Raw genomic sequence first — 14909 nt, forward strand, 5'->3', positions numbered from 1 at the left:
AGGGAAACCAAATGCTCAAGGCTGTTGACGTGCTGACGTGCACTACGGTCGAGGTAGAGAGTGATGCATATGTGCCCTTGACAATTACTTGGGGCACTGACAGTAGGTTGCAGCCCTTGTACTGGAGGATCAGCGGCAGCAACGGCGGGGAGGTCGAGATCAAGATAGACCCTCAATCCGGGATGATGCGGGAACTAGTGATCATCGACGAACCGCCCGGAAGAGCCGACACAAGCCCACCTCTATCACTTCCCAAGACGGATACAGGAATCCCTGCATTCGATCGTTCCCCGTGGGGAATCTCCACCAACCCCGATTATTCCACATTTCAATCAAGAGTCATCACATCCAATGAGGTAATTGCTTTTTCCCGGGAACACGGGACGGCGAAATTGTTCTTTCCCGCAAAGCAGACCGCGCAAGTATTGGTGTGCGAATATTCTCAAATCCATCTAGCGGGCGACGGATCTCTCAGCGCCGTACTTGTCGACGTTCAGCCCGATACTTGATTAAGTCCCTCGCATGTCATCGGGTCAAAAGCCTCGTTGCGGGATCTCCCGCGATCAGGTGGTGACACCCGAAACTCAATTCACCAGCGGCACGGAGCCCAGGGTCATGCGGACCCTTTTCTCTAGACGTACTGGTTGCGGGCCCCGACAACTCTGCGAACCACTGCCGACTCGGGGGGCCTCGGTCCTCCCATGGCTTCGTGGATCTGGTAGGTACGGTGCTCAACAGAACTTGAGTACAAGAAAGGTCAACGAGTCTCATGTCGTTCGGTCCGCCACCCGCTGGATTCGAGGCTGCGGCGCCCCCTGCCTGGACACCACCGTCGCAGATCGAGCAGGCGTTGTTCGAGGCCAAGCGGCGTGAGGACTGGGCGGCGTACTTCCGGACGCTCGCGCAGTGCCGGCTGTTCTTCGAGATACAGAAGGACAAGGCGGATGCCACGCCCAGCGCCACGCACGTCGTCTTCGGACACGATCCCCGTGTCGCCGGCGGCCGGATCTGGGCCGTGTACACCGAGGGCATGCTCCCCGCGCCGGAGCCCCACCGCGTCTTCGACTGGAAGTACCTCGAGTGGTTCCCCAAGGTGTGGCAGCCGACCGACCCGCCCCAGATCGTCGTCAACCCGGGCAGCCCGTGCGAGGCGTTCCTCCCCTCCGCGCCCCCGCACTCGTCGGCCTGGGCCCAGTACGGGCAACAGGCCTCCCCCCGGAAGCGTTCGCTGCAGCTGCGCACCCTCCGCTTCGGCGGCCCCCTCCAGGGCGCCGTCGCCCACGGCCTCGCCTGCGGTGCCCTCCTGTGCGTCCACAACGGCTCCTTCTGGAACGCCATGGCGTGGCACGGCACGGGATACCCGGGTGAGCGCAACCGGCTCCGCGAGTGGTGGGGCATCACCAGCCGCGAGGAGTGGCAGTACTACCTCCGCGACCTCCTCGCCTGCGAACAGCACAGCTCGGTCTGGGACTTCGCCCTCCGCCTGCGCCGGACGATCGCCCGGGACTTCGGCGGCTACGTCGACGTGGGCTACTGGAAGCAGGCCGCCGCCAACGTCATCCGGGCGAACTCCGAAGGGTCGGTCGTCGTCAGCGAAGAGGGCGTCACGAAGACGGAGCCCCGCCCCGAGTCAGAGGTCCAGGCCCGGATCGAGGGCGTGCACCGGCTCATCGGACGCATCACCCGCTACGAGGCCCGCATGCGCGCGGACGGCGTGCTCGACGAGAACGGGTACGTCTCCTCCGTCGATGCCTGGGACCTCGGTCGCGCCTCGAAGATGGCCCGGTGGGGGCTCGGAGCCCGGTTCGGAACGCTCAAGGAAGCCGAGTCCGCCGTCATCCAGGCCGGCCGCGCAGCCGCTCTGTCCTACAAGTCATGGCGGGACTTCTCCGCCGGCTACATCCTCGGCCGCTCCCTCCACTTCGACGAGGAGGAGTTCGGCCCCTGGTACGAGGACATGGTCAGCGCCCACCAGATCCTGATGTCCGACCCCGAGAGTCCCTGGCTGACCATTCCGTTCCGCTGACAGCAGGCCACCTCTTGTAAGGCACTGGAAGCGAGAAGGCGCACAACACCTGCGGTTCGTCCGCCCCAACCCGGATTGGCCCTGATGACACCCCCTCTCCACGCGCCCTCGCCCACCCGGTCGACGGGCTCCGCCCCCCGACGCCGGCGCGCCCTGCTCGTCCCCGTGCTGGCGGCCGTCTCCGCCGTCCTGCTGGCCGCACGCCTGGCCTGGGCCTCCGACACGTTCCAGAACTGCCGGTACCTGGGCCCCTCCGCCCGCATGTACATCACGTCCTGGGCCGGCCTCGCGTGCGCCGTCGCTGCGGTAGTGGCATTCGCCGCCCTCCCCCGCAGCGAACGGCGCGGAATGGCAGCGGTGTCAGCCGTGCTCGGCATGCTGCTGGCTGCCGTCCTGCTCCTGACCGTCTACTGGCTGTACGCCCCGGACCCGTCCGGCGGCGACGACTGCTCGGGCCTGGGCCTCTTCACGCCGTGACCTCAACCATGGACGCACTTCAGCCGGCCAAGTTGCAGATCCACTCGGTGGAAGAACAGCGCGAGGGGGCCGCCGCCCCGCCAGCACCGGCCAGGAGTTCAGCATGGTCCCAGCGTGCGATCCGCCGCCGAGTGCCATTGCCGAGAGTGCGGCAAGAGGGAGAATGAGGAGATGTATCGGGAATTTGTCGTCCCGGGCGACGAGGAGATCCTGGACGTACTCGGTAAGTTGCCAGAGATAGACGAAAGCGGCTCACGCACACTCACATGGCAAGGAAAGGAAGGCGATTCAGTCACTCTGTCCTACGACATCTTCTGCAGGTCGGTCAGAATACGTTGGACCGACACCAACTGGGATGTTTTGTCTGACGTCCACCGTGAGGGCGCGACTCGATTGACCGTCTCTTCCGTTCCATCCGCAACGCATATCTTGATCGAGTTTCACATGGGCGAATGTACTGGCCGGATGGAAATCCAGGTACTCCCGAAGCTCTGCATTCAGGGCCGACTGCTCTACGTATAGACAACGCTTCTCTACATCGACTGACGGGTTGCCGTGATCCGTCCGCCGACTCCCACTCCACGTCAAGAGACGATAGTCCAGCACTAGACAACCCGAGGGGTCCCTGCAGGAAGCGGAACTGAGCACTAGCCTGGCCTCGGCGGGGCTCAAGTATCTGGGCATGGCGGACCGCTCCGCTCCACTCGTTCCACCATGTCTTGCGGCCTTTTCGAACTCGACCGCTGCCGATGGCCAGGAGTGGGCTGCCAGTATCGACAATGAGGTCACAGATTTTCGGGAACGAGTGAATCACCAATGATACATGCTCTGCTCCGATCAAGGCTTCTTCGCGGCCGGAGATCCGCAGTTCCTCATCGCTGTCAGGGACCTGGAAGCCAGGCATTCCAACACCTCGTGGTGGGCGCACGTAGCATTGCAGACCGAGTGGGACCTCGCAGGAACCGGCGCCCAACTCGGCGTTACGGGGTACGGCTGGGGGCATCCAGAATTTGTGATGCTGTCTACCGACGGGAATACCATCATTCAAGGCTCACAAGGTCAGGTCTGGACGGATATTGTCTGCCTGCGTGAGGCGCACAGAATCCAGTCCTTCAGAGAAACGGGAGTCAAACTCGCCAAGGACAAGTCAATCCCCGAGGAGACACGCGACGCCGTGGACCGCTGGCTGAACGCCACATCACCGGAGTAGCCCGTGGTAGAGCCACCGCTTTCCGGCCCGCCCGCTCGCTTCTCCCCCGTGCTGCAGCGAGGTGGGTCAAGGGTGGCCCCGAGAGCCATCGCCGGAGGCGACGCGGAGCGCCCTTGACGCACCTCGCGGAGGCACGATGCTCACGGGGAAGCGAGCGGCCCAAGGGTCACTTGCTCACTCGTCGGCGAACAGCTCCGTCGCCTGCGAGGCGTGGACCGCCCGCTGAGCCCAGACCTCCAGTTGGTCCAGATCCGAGCAGTGCATGACTCGCTCACGGACGGAGTCGGGCACGGGGATGCCCCGCCATTCCAGGATGCGCAGGGTCATCTCCTGGCGGTCCTGGATCCGGCCCTCCTCTCGCACCTGCTCCGCCAGCGGGTGTCGCCAGAAGTACTGGATCGCCGTCATCAGGTCCCTCCACATCTGCTTCGCCTGGGGGTCAACCAGGCAGGAGTCGACGAACTGCACGAAGACTGCGGCACTGTCGGGGTCGATGGTCCGCAGGGCGGCGGCCAGGGATTCCAGTATGGCCGCAGCCCGCGGCCCCCGCCCGTGCGTCATGGCCGACAGCACCGCAAGGGGGACGTCCTTCTCCGCCTGCCGCTCGTCCGCGATCACCGGCACGTTGTCCGGCCCCAGCACCAGCGGCCGTACCGTCAGCGACTCCCAGCCCGGGAAACCGAGCCGGATCGGGCGCGAGGCCCACCGCTCCGTAGCACTGCTCTGAGTGATCACGATGAGCACCGGCTCACAGCGGTACTTCTCATACAGGTACGACAGGTAGTACGGCCAGCTCCCCCGCTTGCGCTCGTCCACCTTCCCCTGCGACTCCACCACCAGCAGATACGTGCCCTCGTCCGTCTCCGCCCGCAGCAGGGTGTCCACCCGGCGCTCGACCGGCTCGATCTCGGTCAGATCGATGTTCAGCGCCGCGATCTCCCTCGGTTCGGGAAAGGGCACGTGCAGCACCCGCTGTAACGCCCGCGTCAGCAACGCCGGATCCTTCTGGAAGATCCGGTGCAGCGCCTCATGCGACGAGCCGACCATCAGCTCTCCTCTCTGTACGACGTGATCAACGAGCTAGGCCGCCGCAAGTTCGCACCACACGTACTTGCCCCGGTCCCCGAACCGCGCCGCCGGCCGCCACCCCCAGTACTGCGCGCACGCCCGCACCAGCCCCAGCCCCCGACCGTCTTCCAGCTCCAGCCCGGCCACCTGCTCCAGCGGACGCGGCGGGTCCGGCGGCGCCGGGTCGGTGTCCCACGCCCCGATCCACACCATCCCCTCCGCCGTACGGCGCACCCTCAACGCGGCCGGCCCCTTCGTGTGCCGTACGGCGTTCGAGACCAGCTCCGCCGCCAGCAGCTCCGCGGTGTCCACCAGGCCGATCAGACCGTGCACCGTCAGGATCAGCCGCAGCGTGCGGCGGCACACCGTCACGGCTCTGAGGTCGTTGGGGATGCAGAGGGTGTAGTCCCAGGACTCGACGGGTTCGATTTCGGGCATGGGCATGCGTCATCAACTCCAGTGAGTGAATAAGGATTTCGGGGGCGGTGGCCTGCCGCAGCCGTCATGGCAGGACGAAGCGGTGCGCTTCCGCAGCGTGTGCGATGCGTCACCGACGGTAGATCTAAATCTAGGGACGCGGCAAGTCGACCGCGTAACCTGACGCCGAACGAGTTGCGCCAACAGCCCTGTGAGGAGAGCCAGTCGATGGTGAAGAGGCGCGAGCCAACGGCACGCCAGCTGCGCCTGGCGACTGAGCTGCGCAGACTCCGCGAGGCGGCGGGCCTCAACTCCCGCCAGGCGGCCGCATTGCTCGGCGTCGCCCCAGCCCAGATCACCCATATCGAGTCGGCGCTCGCGGGCGTCAGCGAGCAGCGACTACGTCGTCTCGCCTCGCACTACGCCTGCACCGACGACGAGTTCGTCGATGCCCTGGCGGCACTGGCCACCGACCGGACGCACGGCTGGTGGGAGGAGTTCCGGGGTTCGCTGCCCAACTCGTTCCTGGACCTGGCCGAACTGGAACACCACGCCACGTTCCTCCGTGAGGTGGCCATCCTGTACGTGCCGGGCTTGCTGCAGACAGAGGACTACGCTCGCGCGGTGTTCTCCGCTCGAGTTCCCGAACTGACTCGCGATGAGCTCGAGTTGCGCGTCCGGCACCGCATGAGGCGTCAGCAGCTCACCGTTCCGTACGAGCTGGTCATCCATGAGGCCGCCCTACGCATCAGAGTCAGCGACCGTGCCACCTCCCGGGCCCAGCTGAGCAAGCTGCTGGAACGCTCCGCGGCGGACGGCGTCACCCTACGCGTCATCCCCTTCGACCTGGACGGCTTCGCCAGGGCCGCCAGCTCCATGACGTACGTCGGCGGCTCTGTTCCCAAGCTGGACACGGTCGTGCGTGACGTACCCCACGGCTCGGCCTTCATCGACTCCGAAGCCCAGCTCAGCGCCTTTCGAACGCGTTTCCGTAAGGTGGAGGCCGTCGCGCTCGATCCCGACCGGTCGCGCGACTTCATCCACAAGCTGGCGCAAGAGCTGTGAGGCATCCCATGGACATCCCCGGCGACTGGCGGAAGTCGTCCTACTCGGGCCCCGACGACGGCAACAACTGCGTGGAAATAGCCCCCACCCCCACCCACATATCCATCCGCGACTCCAAGAACCCGGCCGCCGGCCCCCTCACCGTCCCGGCCGGATCCTTCACCCTCTTCATCGAGGCACTGAAGAAGACGCCGTAGCGGGGACGGGGAACCCTCGTCTCGCCAGGACGGCGCCGCAGCAGTGAATGCCTGGAAAGACGTCACCGCTGCCGATCCTGGAGCTGCCGGCGGGCCGTCGACCAAACGATGTCGAACTCGTCGGCCGACAGCCACTGCGGGTCGTGCCCCTCCCACTCGGAGATGGGCAGCTCCGCGGTCAGGCCGTAGACGCCCTCGTATTCAGCCAGCCGTCCGGCCCGCTGGGCTTCTTGCCACTCGGCCAGCGATGCGGCGGCCAAAGCCTTGCCCCCGGGCTCCTGCAACTCGACCTGCCGGATCACGTGCCCGTCGGTGTCCAGCTCGAAGTAGAACCAGACGGCTTCCTCGTCCCAGAAGCAGCGAGCCCAGCGTGTCACTGGTTCACCGTGTCGAAGGGCTCGTCGTGCCGGCGCCAGCCGGCGGTGCCGTCGTCGTGGATGTGCAGCATGAACTCGGCGACCTGGCTGCCGTCGGGAAACGTCATGGGGAGCGCACTGCGGATCTGGGCGCAGCGGGTGTGTGCCTGTTCCCACTCCTGGTCGCCGTGGTGGAGCCGCCAGATACTGCCGGTGGTCAGGTTCGGGTGGGCCATGTCCCCCATGATGGCGATCACCACTGACAAGCGGGCGCTTCGCCGACCACATCGCAGTTCAGAGCGCACTAACGCACCACCCGATACCGCAGATACACCACTCTCGAGTCGAAGGTGCGGCTCTCCGCGAGTTCGAGATCCACCCGGCGCTCCCGCCGGGGAAAGAACGGAATGCCGCCGCCGACCAGTACCGGGTAGACCCTCGGCCGGTACTCGTCGATCAGATCCAGCGCGGCCGCCTCGGCGGCGAGCGTCGCGCCGCCGATCGCGATGGGGCCCTCCCCCGGCTCCGCTCGCAGGCGCTCGATCTCCTCCGCCAGGCCGCCGGCGGCCAGGCGGGCGTTGCCCTGGACCGCCGGCAGCGTGGTGGAGAACACCACCTTGGGGAGCCGCTTCCAGATCGCGGCGAACTCGCGCATCGGGTCGTCGAGCGATGGGTCCTGGTCGGCGGTCTCCCAGTACAGCATCGTCTCGTACAGCCGTCGCCCCATCAGGTGGACGCCGAGCGCCCGCACCTCGCCGGTGGCGAAGCGGAAGACCTCCTCGTCGGGCGCCGTCCAGCGAAAGTCGCCGTCCGGCCCCGCGATGTAGCCGTCGAGCGAGACGCCCATCGAATAGGTCACGCTGCGCATCAGCAGTCCTCCGCGGGAGCGGGTACGGAGCGGGTTCGGCTCCGGTGCCTTCGGCACGGCGACTTACGGTCGCGGGTGCGCGGCGGATCCGAGGACCCGCCGCGCCCGGCCTACCGCAACAACACCCCCGCCCCCTCCACCCCGTCCTCCGACGGCACCGCCACCAGCCCCATCTCCGCGCTCGACGCCAGCAGGCGGTGGGCCGGGAGGATGCGGACCGTGTAGCCGTAGGGGCCGGTGCGGTCCAGGGACAGGGGGCCCTCGTACAGCAGGCGGCCCTCCAGGTCGGGGGCTGCCGTCGGCTTCAGGGGGACCACCGTCGCGTCCGTGATGCGGTCCTCCGCGTCCACCCTGCCCGACACCGCCTGGACCTCGACGTCGTCGGGGGACAACGAGCCGAGGGCCACCCGCACCCGCAGGCCCACCGTCGACCCCAGTTCCGCCGTGGCCGTCGGCGCCGTCGTCTCCACGTGGTCGACGCTCACCGCGGACCAGGCCGCACGCACCCGCGCCTTCCAGGCGGCCAGGTCGCTCGCGGTGTCGGGGGTCAGCGCGCGGTGGGCCTGGGCGGCGGGGACGTAGAGGCGGTCGACGTACTCGCGGACCATGCGGCCGGCCAGCACCTTGGGGCCGAGCAGGGTGAGGGTCTGGCGCACCATCTGGATCCAGCGGTCGGGGAGGCCGGCGCGGCCCTGCTCGTAGAAGCGCGGGGTGACCCGTTGCTCCAGCAGGTCGTACAGGGCCGCCGCCTCGATGTCGTCACGGCGGTCCTGGTCGGTGCCCGCGCCGTCCGCCGTCGGGATGGCCCAGCCGAAGTCCGGCTGGAACCACTCGTCCCACCAGCCGTCGAGGACGGACAGGTTCAGGCAGCCGTTCAGGGCCGCCTTCATGCCGCTCGTGCCGCAGGCCTCCAGCGGGCGCAGGGGGTTGTTCAGCCAGACGTCGCAGCCGGGGTAGAGCTTCTGCGCCATCGCCATGCCGTAGTCGGGGAGGAAGACGATGCGGTGGCGCACCCGGGGGTCGTCGGCGAAGCGGACCAGTTCCTGGACCAGGCGCTTGCCGCTGTCGTCCGCGGGGTGGGCCTTGCCCGCGACCACGATCTGGATCGGGCGGTCCGGGTGCAGCAGCAGCTCCATCAGGCGGTCGCGGTCGCGGAGCATCAGCGTCAGGCGCTTGTACGACGGGACCCTGCGGGCGAAGCCGATCGTCAGGACGTCCGGGTCCAGCACTCCGTCGATCCAGCCCAACTCGGCGTCTCCGGCGCCGCGTTGCCGCCAGGACGCCCGCAGCCGCTCCCGTACCTCCTGCACCAGTTGTTCGCGCAGGGTGCGGCGCAGTTCCCAGATCTCCTGGTCGTCGATGTCCGCGACCGAGTCCCAGCGGTCGGTGCCGCCGACGGTCAGCGCGTCCTCGGCCCGCTCGGAACCGACCTGGCGGGCGCCGAGGCCCAGCACCTCGGGGGCCACCCAGGTCGGGGCGTGCACCCCGTTGGTCACGGAGGTGATCGGCACCTCCTCGGGGTCGAATCCCGGCCACAGGCCCGCGAACATCTCCCGGCTGACCTGGCCGTGCAGCAGGGAGACCCCGTTCGCCCGCTGGGCCAGCCGGAGTCCCATGACGGCCATGTTGAACAGGTTGGGCTCGCCGCCCGGGTACGTCTCCATGCCGAGGGTCAGGATCCGCTGCACGTCGATGCCGGGGAGTTCGGCGTCCGGGCCGAAGTGCCTGGCGACCAGTTCCCGGTCGAAGCGGTCGATGCCGGCCGGGACGGGGGTGTGGGTGGTGAAGACGGTGCCGCCGCGCACCGCCTCCAGGGCCGAGTCGAAGTCCAGGCCCTGCGCGCACAGTTCGGCGATGCGTTCCAGGCCGAGGAAACCCGCGTGTCCCTCGTTGGTGTGGAACACCTCCGGCTCGGGGTGCCCGGTCAGCCTGCAGTACGTCCGTACCGCCCGGACTCCTCCTATGCCCAGCAGCATCTCCTGCAGCAGCCGGTGCTCGCTGCCGCCGCCGTAGAGCCGGTCGGTGACGCCGCGTTCGCCTAGGTCGTTCTCCTCCACGTCCGAGTCGAGCAGCAGCAGCGGCACCCGGCCGACCTGGGCCAGCCAGATCCGGGCGCGCAGCGCCTTGCCGCCGGGCAGCACGAGCGAGACCTGTGCGAGGGTGCCGTCGGGCTCCTTCAGCTGGGTGAGAGGCAGCTCGTTGGGGTCGAGCACCGGGTAGTGCTCCTGCTGCCAGCCGTCGCGGGACAGGGTCTGCCGGAAGTACCCGTGCCGGTAGAGGAGGCCTACGCCGATCAGGGGTACGCCGAGGTCGCTGGCGGCCTTGAGGTGGTCGCCCGCGAGGATGCCGAGGCCGCCGGAGTACTGGGGCAGGGCGGCCGTGATGCCGAACTCCGGGGAGAAGTAGGCGATGGCGGCGGGCATCCCGGCCGCCTGGGTCTGGTACCAGCGGTCGCCGGTCAGATAGTCGTCGAGGTCGTCGGCGACCGCGCCGAGGCGGCGCAGGAAGCGCCGGTCCCCGGCCAGCTCGGCCAGCCGGGCCGGGCGCACCCGGCCCAGGGTCCGCACCGGGTCACCCCCGGCCGCGGCCCAGGCCTCGGGATCGACGGACTGGAACAGGTCGCGCGTTTCCGCATGCCAGGACCAGCGCAGATTGCGCGCCAGGTCGCTCAGCGGCCGGAGAGGTTCGGGGAGAACGGGACGGACGGTGAACCGACGGATCGCCTTCACACTTCCACCTCGGACGCGTCGCGGAGTGAGACGCACGGCGCTGTACGTCTCGTCGTCACCTTCGACGGTAGTTGTTACCCGGGGGTCGGTGGGGACGCGCACGGCGGGGGTGTCGGGGCGTTAAGGGGCGGTCGGCGGGCACCCGGTGAAAGGGACCGGTCTTGCGGGTGGACATACGCGTGAGTAGTTAACAAAGTATCCGGATTGCCCACCCGAACAGGGTGGGAAGGCTCCTCCGGTACACACCCCACAGCCGTCCCACAGCACCACCGCAGGACCCACCTCCCCATATCCATCCGCCCACACCCTCGTTGACGCGGACAGGAGCGGTCATGCCCGCCACGCACGACTCGTCATCACCCCCGACAAGCAGCAAGGACACGGCAGCGGCAGAGCCGGCAGCCCCGTCGGCGGCGAAGAAACCGGCCGGCGAACCGGCCGGCAGCCCGGCCAGGAAGGCGGCCAAGAAGGCGGCCAAGAAGGCAGTCACCAGGGCAGTCACGAAGACGGCCACGAAGGCGGCCACCAGGACGGCCTCGAAGACGCCCGGGAACACGGCCGGGAAGACGGCTGCGAAACCGGCCAGGAAGACGGCCCAGAAGACGGCCAAGAAGGCAGTACCGGCCAAGAAGGCGGCCACGAAGCCTGCTCAGAAGGCGGTCGGGAAAACGGCCGGGAAAACTCTCGGCAAGAAGTCCGTAAAGGCCGCCGCCGGCGTCACCGGCTCCCCCGGGACCTCGCCGGGTCCGGGCGGCGCCGTACCCCGGCACCGGGGCACCACCCTCGGCCGCATCCCGATCCTCGACGTACGGCCCGTGGTCCAGCACGGGCGCAGGCCGGCCAAGGCGGTCACCGGCGAGTCGTTCGAGGTGTCCGCCACCGTCTTCCGGGAGGGGCACGACGCCGTCGCGGCGAACGTGGTGCTGCGCGACCCGGCCGGCCGGCCCGGGCCGTGGACGCCGATGCGCGAACTGGCCCCGGGCACCGACCGCTGGGGCGCCACCGTCACCGCAGGTGAACCGGGCCGCTGGACCTACACGGTGGAGGCCTGGTCCGACCCGGTCACCACCTGGCGGCACCACGCCGGCATCAAGATCCCCGCGGGCATCGACACGGGGCTGGTCCTGGAGGAGGGCGCCCGGCTGTACGAGCGGGCGGCGGCCGGGGTGCCGGAGGCCGAGCGGCAGGTCGTCCTGGACGTCGTGCGCGCCCTGCGGGACGAGGAACGCCCGGCCGCCTGGCGGCTCGCGGCGGCGCTGGCGCCGGAGGTGACGGACGTGCTGGCCCGTCATCCGCTGCGGGAGCTGGTGACCGCCTCCGACCCGATGCCGCTGCTGGTGGAGCGGGAGCGGGCCCTGTACGGCTCCTGGTACGAGTTCTTCCCCCGCTCCGAGGGCACCGCCGAACGCCCCCACGGCACCTTCCGCACCGCCGCGCGCCGGCTGAAGCCGATCGCCGACATGGGCTTCGACGTCGTCTACCTGCCGCCCGTCCACCCCATCGGCACGACCTTCCGCAAGGGCCCCAACAACACCCTCACCGCCGGCCCCGACGACGTCGGCGTGCCCTGGGCCATCGGCTCCCCCGAGGGCGGCCACGACGCCGTCCACCCCGCTCTGGGCACCCTGGAGGACTTCGACTTCTTCGTCGCCCAGGCACGCTCCCACGGCCTGGAAGTCGCGCTGGACTTCGCGCTGCAGTGCTCGCCGGACCATCCCTGGGTGGAAAAGCACCCGGAGTGGTTCCACCACCGGCCCGACGGCACGATCGCCTACGCCGAGAACCCGCCGAAGAAGTACCAGGACATCTACCCCATCGCCTTCGACGCGGACATGGACGGCCTGGTCGCCGAGACCGTGCGGATCCTGCGGCACTGGATGGACCACGGGGTGCGGATCTTCCGCGTGGACAACCCGCACACCAAACCGGTCGTCTTCTGGGAACGCGTCATCGCCGAGGTCAACGACCGCGACCCCGACGTGATCTTCCTGGCGGAGGCGTTCACCCGCCCGGCGATGATGCACACCCTCGCCCAGATCGGCTTCCAGCAGTCCTACACCTACTTCACCTGGCGCAACAGCAAGCAGGAACTGACCGAGTACCTCACCGAGCTGTCGGGGCAGGCGGCGGCCTACATGCGGCCGAACTTCTTCGCCAACACCCCCGACATCCTGCACGCCTACCTCCAGCACGGCGGCCGGCCCGCCTTCGAGGTCCGGGCCGTGCTCGCCGCCACCCTCTCCCCCTCCTGGGGCATCTACAGCGGCTACGAACTGTGCGAGAACACCCCGCTCAGGGAGGGCAGCGAGGAGTACCTCGACTCGGAGAAGTACCAGCTCAGGCCCCGCGACTGGGAGGCGGCGGCGCGCGAGGGCCGTACCATCGCACCGCTCATCACCCGGCTCAACGACATCAGGCGCCGCAGCCCGGCCCTGCGCCAACTGCGCGATCTGCACTTCCACCACGCCGACAAGGACGCGGTGATCGCCTACTCGAAGCGGAGCGGGTCGAACACGGTTCTGGTGGTGGCCAACCTCGACCCGCACAACACCCAGGAGGCCACGGTCTCGTTGGACATGCCGCAACTCGGCCTGGACTGGCACGAGTCGGTGCCGGTGCGCGACGAGCTCACCGGCGAGACCTACTACTGGGGCAGGGCCAACTATGTGCGCCTCGAACCGGGCCATAGGCCCGCGCATGTCTTCACCGTCCTGCGACCGTCCAACCCGCAGATCGGAGGGTCACCCACAATATGATCGTCAATGAGCCCGTCCCGGACACCTTCGAGGACACGCCCGCGAAGGACCGGGATCCGGAGTGGTTCAAGCGCGCCGTCTTCTACGAGGTCCTGGTCCGCTCCTTCCAGGACAGCAACGGCGACGGCATCGGCGACCTGAAGGGCCTGACGGCCAAGCTCGACTATCTGCAGTGGCTCGGGGTCGACTGCCTGTGGCTGCCGCCGTTCTTCAAGTCGCCGCTCAGGGACGGCGGTTACGACGTCTCCGACTACACCGCGGTGCTCCCGGACTTCGGCGACCTGGCCGACTTCGTGGAGTTCGTGGACTCCGCCCACCAACGGGGCATGCGCGTGATCATCGACTTCGTCATGAACCACACCAGTGACCAGCATCCGTGGTTCCAGGAGTCGAGACGCGATCCGGACGGTCCGTACGGCGACTACTACGTCTGGGCCGACGACGACAAGCAGTTCCAGGACGCCCGGATCATCTTCGTCGACACCGAGGCCTCCAACTGGACGTACGACCCGGTACGCAAGCAGTACTACTGGCATCGCTTCTTCTCGCACCAGCCGGACCTGAACTACGAGAACCCGGCGGTGCAGGAGGAGATGATCTCCGCGCTGAAGTTCTGGCTGGATCTCGGCATCGACGGGTTCCGGCTGGACGCGGTGCCGTACCTGTACCAGCAGGAGGGCACCAACTGCGAGAACCTGCCGGCCACCCACGCCTTCCTGAAGCGGGTCCGCAAGGAGATCGACGCCCAGTACCCGGACAAGGTGCTCCTCGCCGAGGCCAACCAGTGGCCGGAGGACGTCGTCGACTACTTCGGCGACTACCAGTCGGGCGGCGACGAGTGCCACATGGCCTTCCACTTCCCGGTCATGCCGCGCATCTTCATGGCGGTGCGCCGCGAGTCCCGCTACCCCGTCTCCGAGATCCTCGCCAAGACGCCGGCCATCCCCTCCGGCTGCCAGTGGGGCATCTTCCTGCGCAACCACGACGAGCTGACCCTGGAGATGGTCACCGACGAAGAGCGCGACTACATGTGGGCCGAGTACGCGAAAGACCCGCGGATGCGCGCCAACATCGGCATCCGCCGGCGCCTCGCGCCCCTGCTCGACAACGACCGCAACCAGATCGAGCTGTTCACCGCCCTGCTGCTGTCCCTGCCCGGCTCGCCGATCCTGTACTACGGCGACGAGATCGGCATGGGCGACAACATCTGGCTCGGCGACCGCGACGCCGTACGGACGCCGATGCAGTGGACCCCCGACCGGAACGCGGGTTTCTCGTCCTGTGACCCGGGACGCCTGTTCCTGCCGACGATCATGGACCCGGTCTACGGCTACCAGGTCACCAACGTCGAGGCGTCGATGTCCTCGCCCTCGTCGCTGCTGCACTGGACCCGGCGCATGATCGAGATCCGCAAGCAGAACCCCGCCTTCGGACTGGGGTCCTACACCGAGCTGCAGTCCACCAATCCGGCGGTGCTCGCCTTCCTGCGGGAGTACGAGGACGACCTGGTGCTGTGCGTCCACAACTTCTCCCGCTTCGCGCAGCCCACGGAGCTGGACCTGAGCCGGTTCAACGGGCGGCATCCCGTCGAGCTGTTCGGCGGGGTCCGCTTCCCGGCGGTCGGCGAGCTGCCGTACCTGCTCACCCTCGCGGGGCACGGCTTCTACTGGTTCCGGCTGCGGCAGGACGCCGCGTAGAACCCCCTGTGGTGGGGCGGTTTCCCCCGCCCCACCCGGGGCA

General features: G+C 68.2%; 14 protein-coding genes. 8 read left to right on the top strand and 6 right to left on the bottom strand.

What is annotated here, in order from left to right; translation table 11 throughout:
• Positions 1-11: 11 nt before the first annotated feature.
• The 4 genes from OG956_RS10705 to OG956_RS10720 all read left to right on the top strand — a co-directional run bounded on the left by OG956_RS10705 (position 12) and on the right by OG956_RS10720 (position 3713).
• Positions 12-509 carry a hypothetical protein gene (locus tag OG956_RS10705; RefSeq protein WP_330337721.1) on the top strand — a complete coding sequence of 166 codons (498 nt, stop codon included), beginning with the start codon at positions 12-14 and terminating at the stop codon, positions 507-509.
• 260 nt (positions 510-769) lie between these two features.
• Positions 770-2026, top strand: coding sequence for a DUF1266 domain-containing protein (locus tag OG956_RS10710; RefSeq protein WP_330337722.1), 1257 nt, complete (start codon positions 770-772; stop codon positions 2024-2026).
• 84 nt (positions 2027-2110) lie between these two features.
• Entirely contained in the window at positions 2111-2503 is a 393-nt protein-coding gene (locus OG956_RS10715) for a hypothetical protein (RefSeq protein WP_330337723.1), read from the top strand.
• Between the two features lie 823 nt (positions 2504-3326).
• A complete protein-coding gene (locus tag OG956_RS10720; protein WP_330337724.1) occupies positions 3327-3713 on the top strand; it encodes a hypothetical protein in 387 nt (128 codons plus the stop codon).
• A 174-nt stretch (positions 3714-3887) separates the two neighbouring features.
• Here the strand turns inward: OG956_RS10720 and OG956_RS10725 are convergent, their stop codons facing one another.
• Both OG956_RS10725 and OG956_RS10730 read right to left on the bottom strand, forming a co-directional pair.
• Positions 3888-4760, bottom strand: a complete 873-nt coding sequence (locus OG956_RS10725) for a hypothetical protein (RefSeq protein WP_330337725.1) — start codon at positions 4758-4760, stop codon at positions 3888-3890.
• A gap of 33 nt (positions 4761-4793) precedes the next feature.
• Positions 4794-5219, bottom strand: a complete 426-nt coding sequence (locus OG956_RS10730) for an ATP-binding protein (RefSeq protein ID WP_330342798.1) — start codon at positions 5217-5219, stop codon at positions 4794-4796.
• Between the two features lie 207 nt (positions 5220-5426).
• Here OG956_RS10730 and OG956_RS10735 point away from each other — a divergent pair, with 207 nt between their 5' ends.
• Complete coding sequence (locus OG956_RS10735; RefSeq protein WP_330337726.1) at positions 5427-6263, top strand: helix-turn-helix domain-containing protein; 837 nt, start codon at positions 5427-5429, stop codon at positions 6261-6263.
• Positions 6264-6271: 8 nt separating this feature from the next.
• Entirely contained in the window at positions 6272-6460 is a 189-nt protein-coding gene (locus tag OG956_RS10740; protein ID WP_330337727.1) for a DUF397 domain-containing protein, read from the top strand.
• 62 nt (positions 6461-6522) lie between these two features.
• On the opposite strand, the gene OG956_RS10745 is transcribed toward OG956_RS10740, so the two are convergent.
• From OG956_RS10745 to OG956_RS10760, 4 genes are all read right to left on the bottom strand, one after another.
• Positions 6523-6837 (bottom strand): hypothetical protein, encoded by a 315-nt coding sequence (locus tag OG956_RS10745; protein WP_330337728.1) that lies wholly within the window; start codon positions 6835-6837, stop codon positions 6523-6525.
• Positions 6834-7052, bottom strand: coding sequence for a hypothetical protein (locus OG956_RS10750; protein ID WP_330337729.1), 219 nt, complete (start codon positions 7050-7052; stop codon positions 6834-6836). The genes OG956_RS10745 and OG956_RS10750 overlap by 4 nt, the downstream gene beginning before the upstream one ends.
• A 68-nt stretch (positions 7053-7120) precedes the next feature.
• Positions 7121-7684 (bottom strand): dihydrofolate reductase family protein, encoded by a 564-nt coding sequence (locus OG956_RS10755; RefSeq protein ID WP_330337730.1) that lies wholly within the window; start codon positions 7682-7684, stop codon positions 7121-7123.
• A gap of 110 nt (positions 7685-7794) precedes the next feature.
• Positions 7795-10413: a glycosyltransferase family 1 protein gene (locus tag OG956_RS10760; RefSeq protein WP_330337731.1), complete on the bottom strand. Its 2619-nt coding sequence runs from the start codon at positions 10411-10413 to the stop codon at positions 7795-7797.
• Positions 10414-10745: 332 nt separating this feature from the next.
• Here OG956_RS10760 and OG956_RS10765 point away from each other — a divergent pair, with 332 nt between their 5' ends.
• Together OG956_RS10765 and treS are read left to right on the top strand one after the other, a co-directional pair.
• Positions 10746-13169 (top strand): alpha-1,4-glucan--maltose-1-phosphate maltosyltransferase, encoded by a 2424-nt coding sequence (locus OG956_RS10765; RefSeq protein WP_330337732.1) that lies wholly within the window; start codon positions 10746-10748, stop codon positions 13167-13169.
• Positions 13166-14866 carry a maltose alpha-D-glucosyltransferase gene (gene treS, locus OG956_RS10770; RefSeq protein WP_330337733.1) on the top strand — a complete coding sequence of 567 codons (1701 nt, stop codon included), beginning with the start codon at positions 13166-13168 and terminating at the stop codon, positions 14864-14866. The genes OG956_RS10765 and treS overlap by 4 nt, the downstream gene beginning before the upstream one ends.
• Positions 14867-14909 lie beyond the last annotated feature (43 nt).

It is taken from the genome of Streptomyces sp. NBC_00557, assembly GCF_036345995.1.
Taxonomy (GTDB): Bacteria; Actinomycetota; Actinomycetes; order Streptomycetales; family Streptomycetaceae; genus Streptomyces.

Bases quoted from the DNA above. Each gene is read 5' to 3' on its own strand.
- OG956_RS10705 (WP_330337721.1), top strand. From the start codon at position 12: ATGCTCAAGGCTGTTGACGTGCTGACGTGCACTACGGTCGAGGTAGAG.
- OG956_RS10710 (WP_330337722.1), top strand. From the start codon at position 770: ATGTCGTTCGGTCCGCCACCCGCTGGATTCGAGGCTGCGGCGCCCCCT.
- OG956_RS10715 (WP_330337723.1), top strand. From the start codon at position 2,111: ATGACACCCCCTCTCCACGCGCCCTCGCCCACCCGGTCGACGGGCTCC.
- OG956_RS10720 (WP_330337724.1), top strand. From the start codon at position 3,327: ATGCTCTGCTCCGATCAAGGCTTCTTCGCGGCCGGAGATCCGCAGTTC.
- OG956_RS10725 (WP_330337725.1), bottom strand. From the start codon at position 4,760: ATGGTCGGCTCGTCGCATGAGGCGCTGCACCGGATCTTCCAGAAGGAT.
- OG956_RS10730 (WP_330342798.1), bottom strand. From the start codon at position 5,219: ATGCCCGAAATCGAACCCGTCGAGTCCTGGGACTACACCCTCTGCATC.
- OG956_RS10735 (WP_330337726.1), top strand. From the start codon at position 5,427: ATGGTGAAGAGGCGCGAGCCAACGGCACGCCAGCTGCGCCTGGCGACT.
- OG956_RS10740 (WP_330337727.1), top strand. From the start codon at position 6,272: ATGGACATCCCCGGCGACTGGCGGAAGTCGTCCTACTCGGGCCCCGAC.
- OG956_RS10750 (WP_330337729.1), bottom strand. From the start codon at position 7,052: ATGGCCCACCCGAACCTGACCACCGGCAGTATCTGGCGGCTCCACCAC.
- OG956_RS10755 (WP_330337730.1), bottom strand. From the start codon at position 7,684: ATGCGCAGCGTGACCTATTCGATGGGCGTCTCGCTCGACGGCTACATC.
- OG956_RS10765 (WP_330337732.1), top strand. From the start codon at position 10,746: ATGCCCGCCACGCACGACTCGTCATCACCCCCGACAAGCAGCAAGGAC.
- treS (WP_330337733.1), top strand. From the start codon at position 13,166: ATGATCGTCAATGAGCCCGTCCCGGACACCTTCGAGGACACGCCCGCG.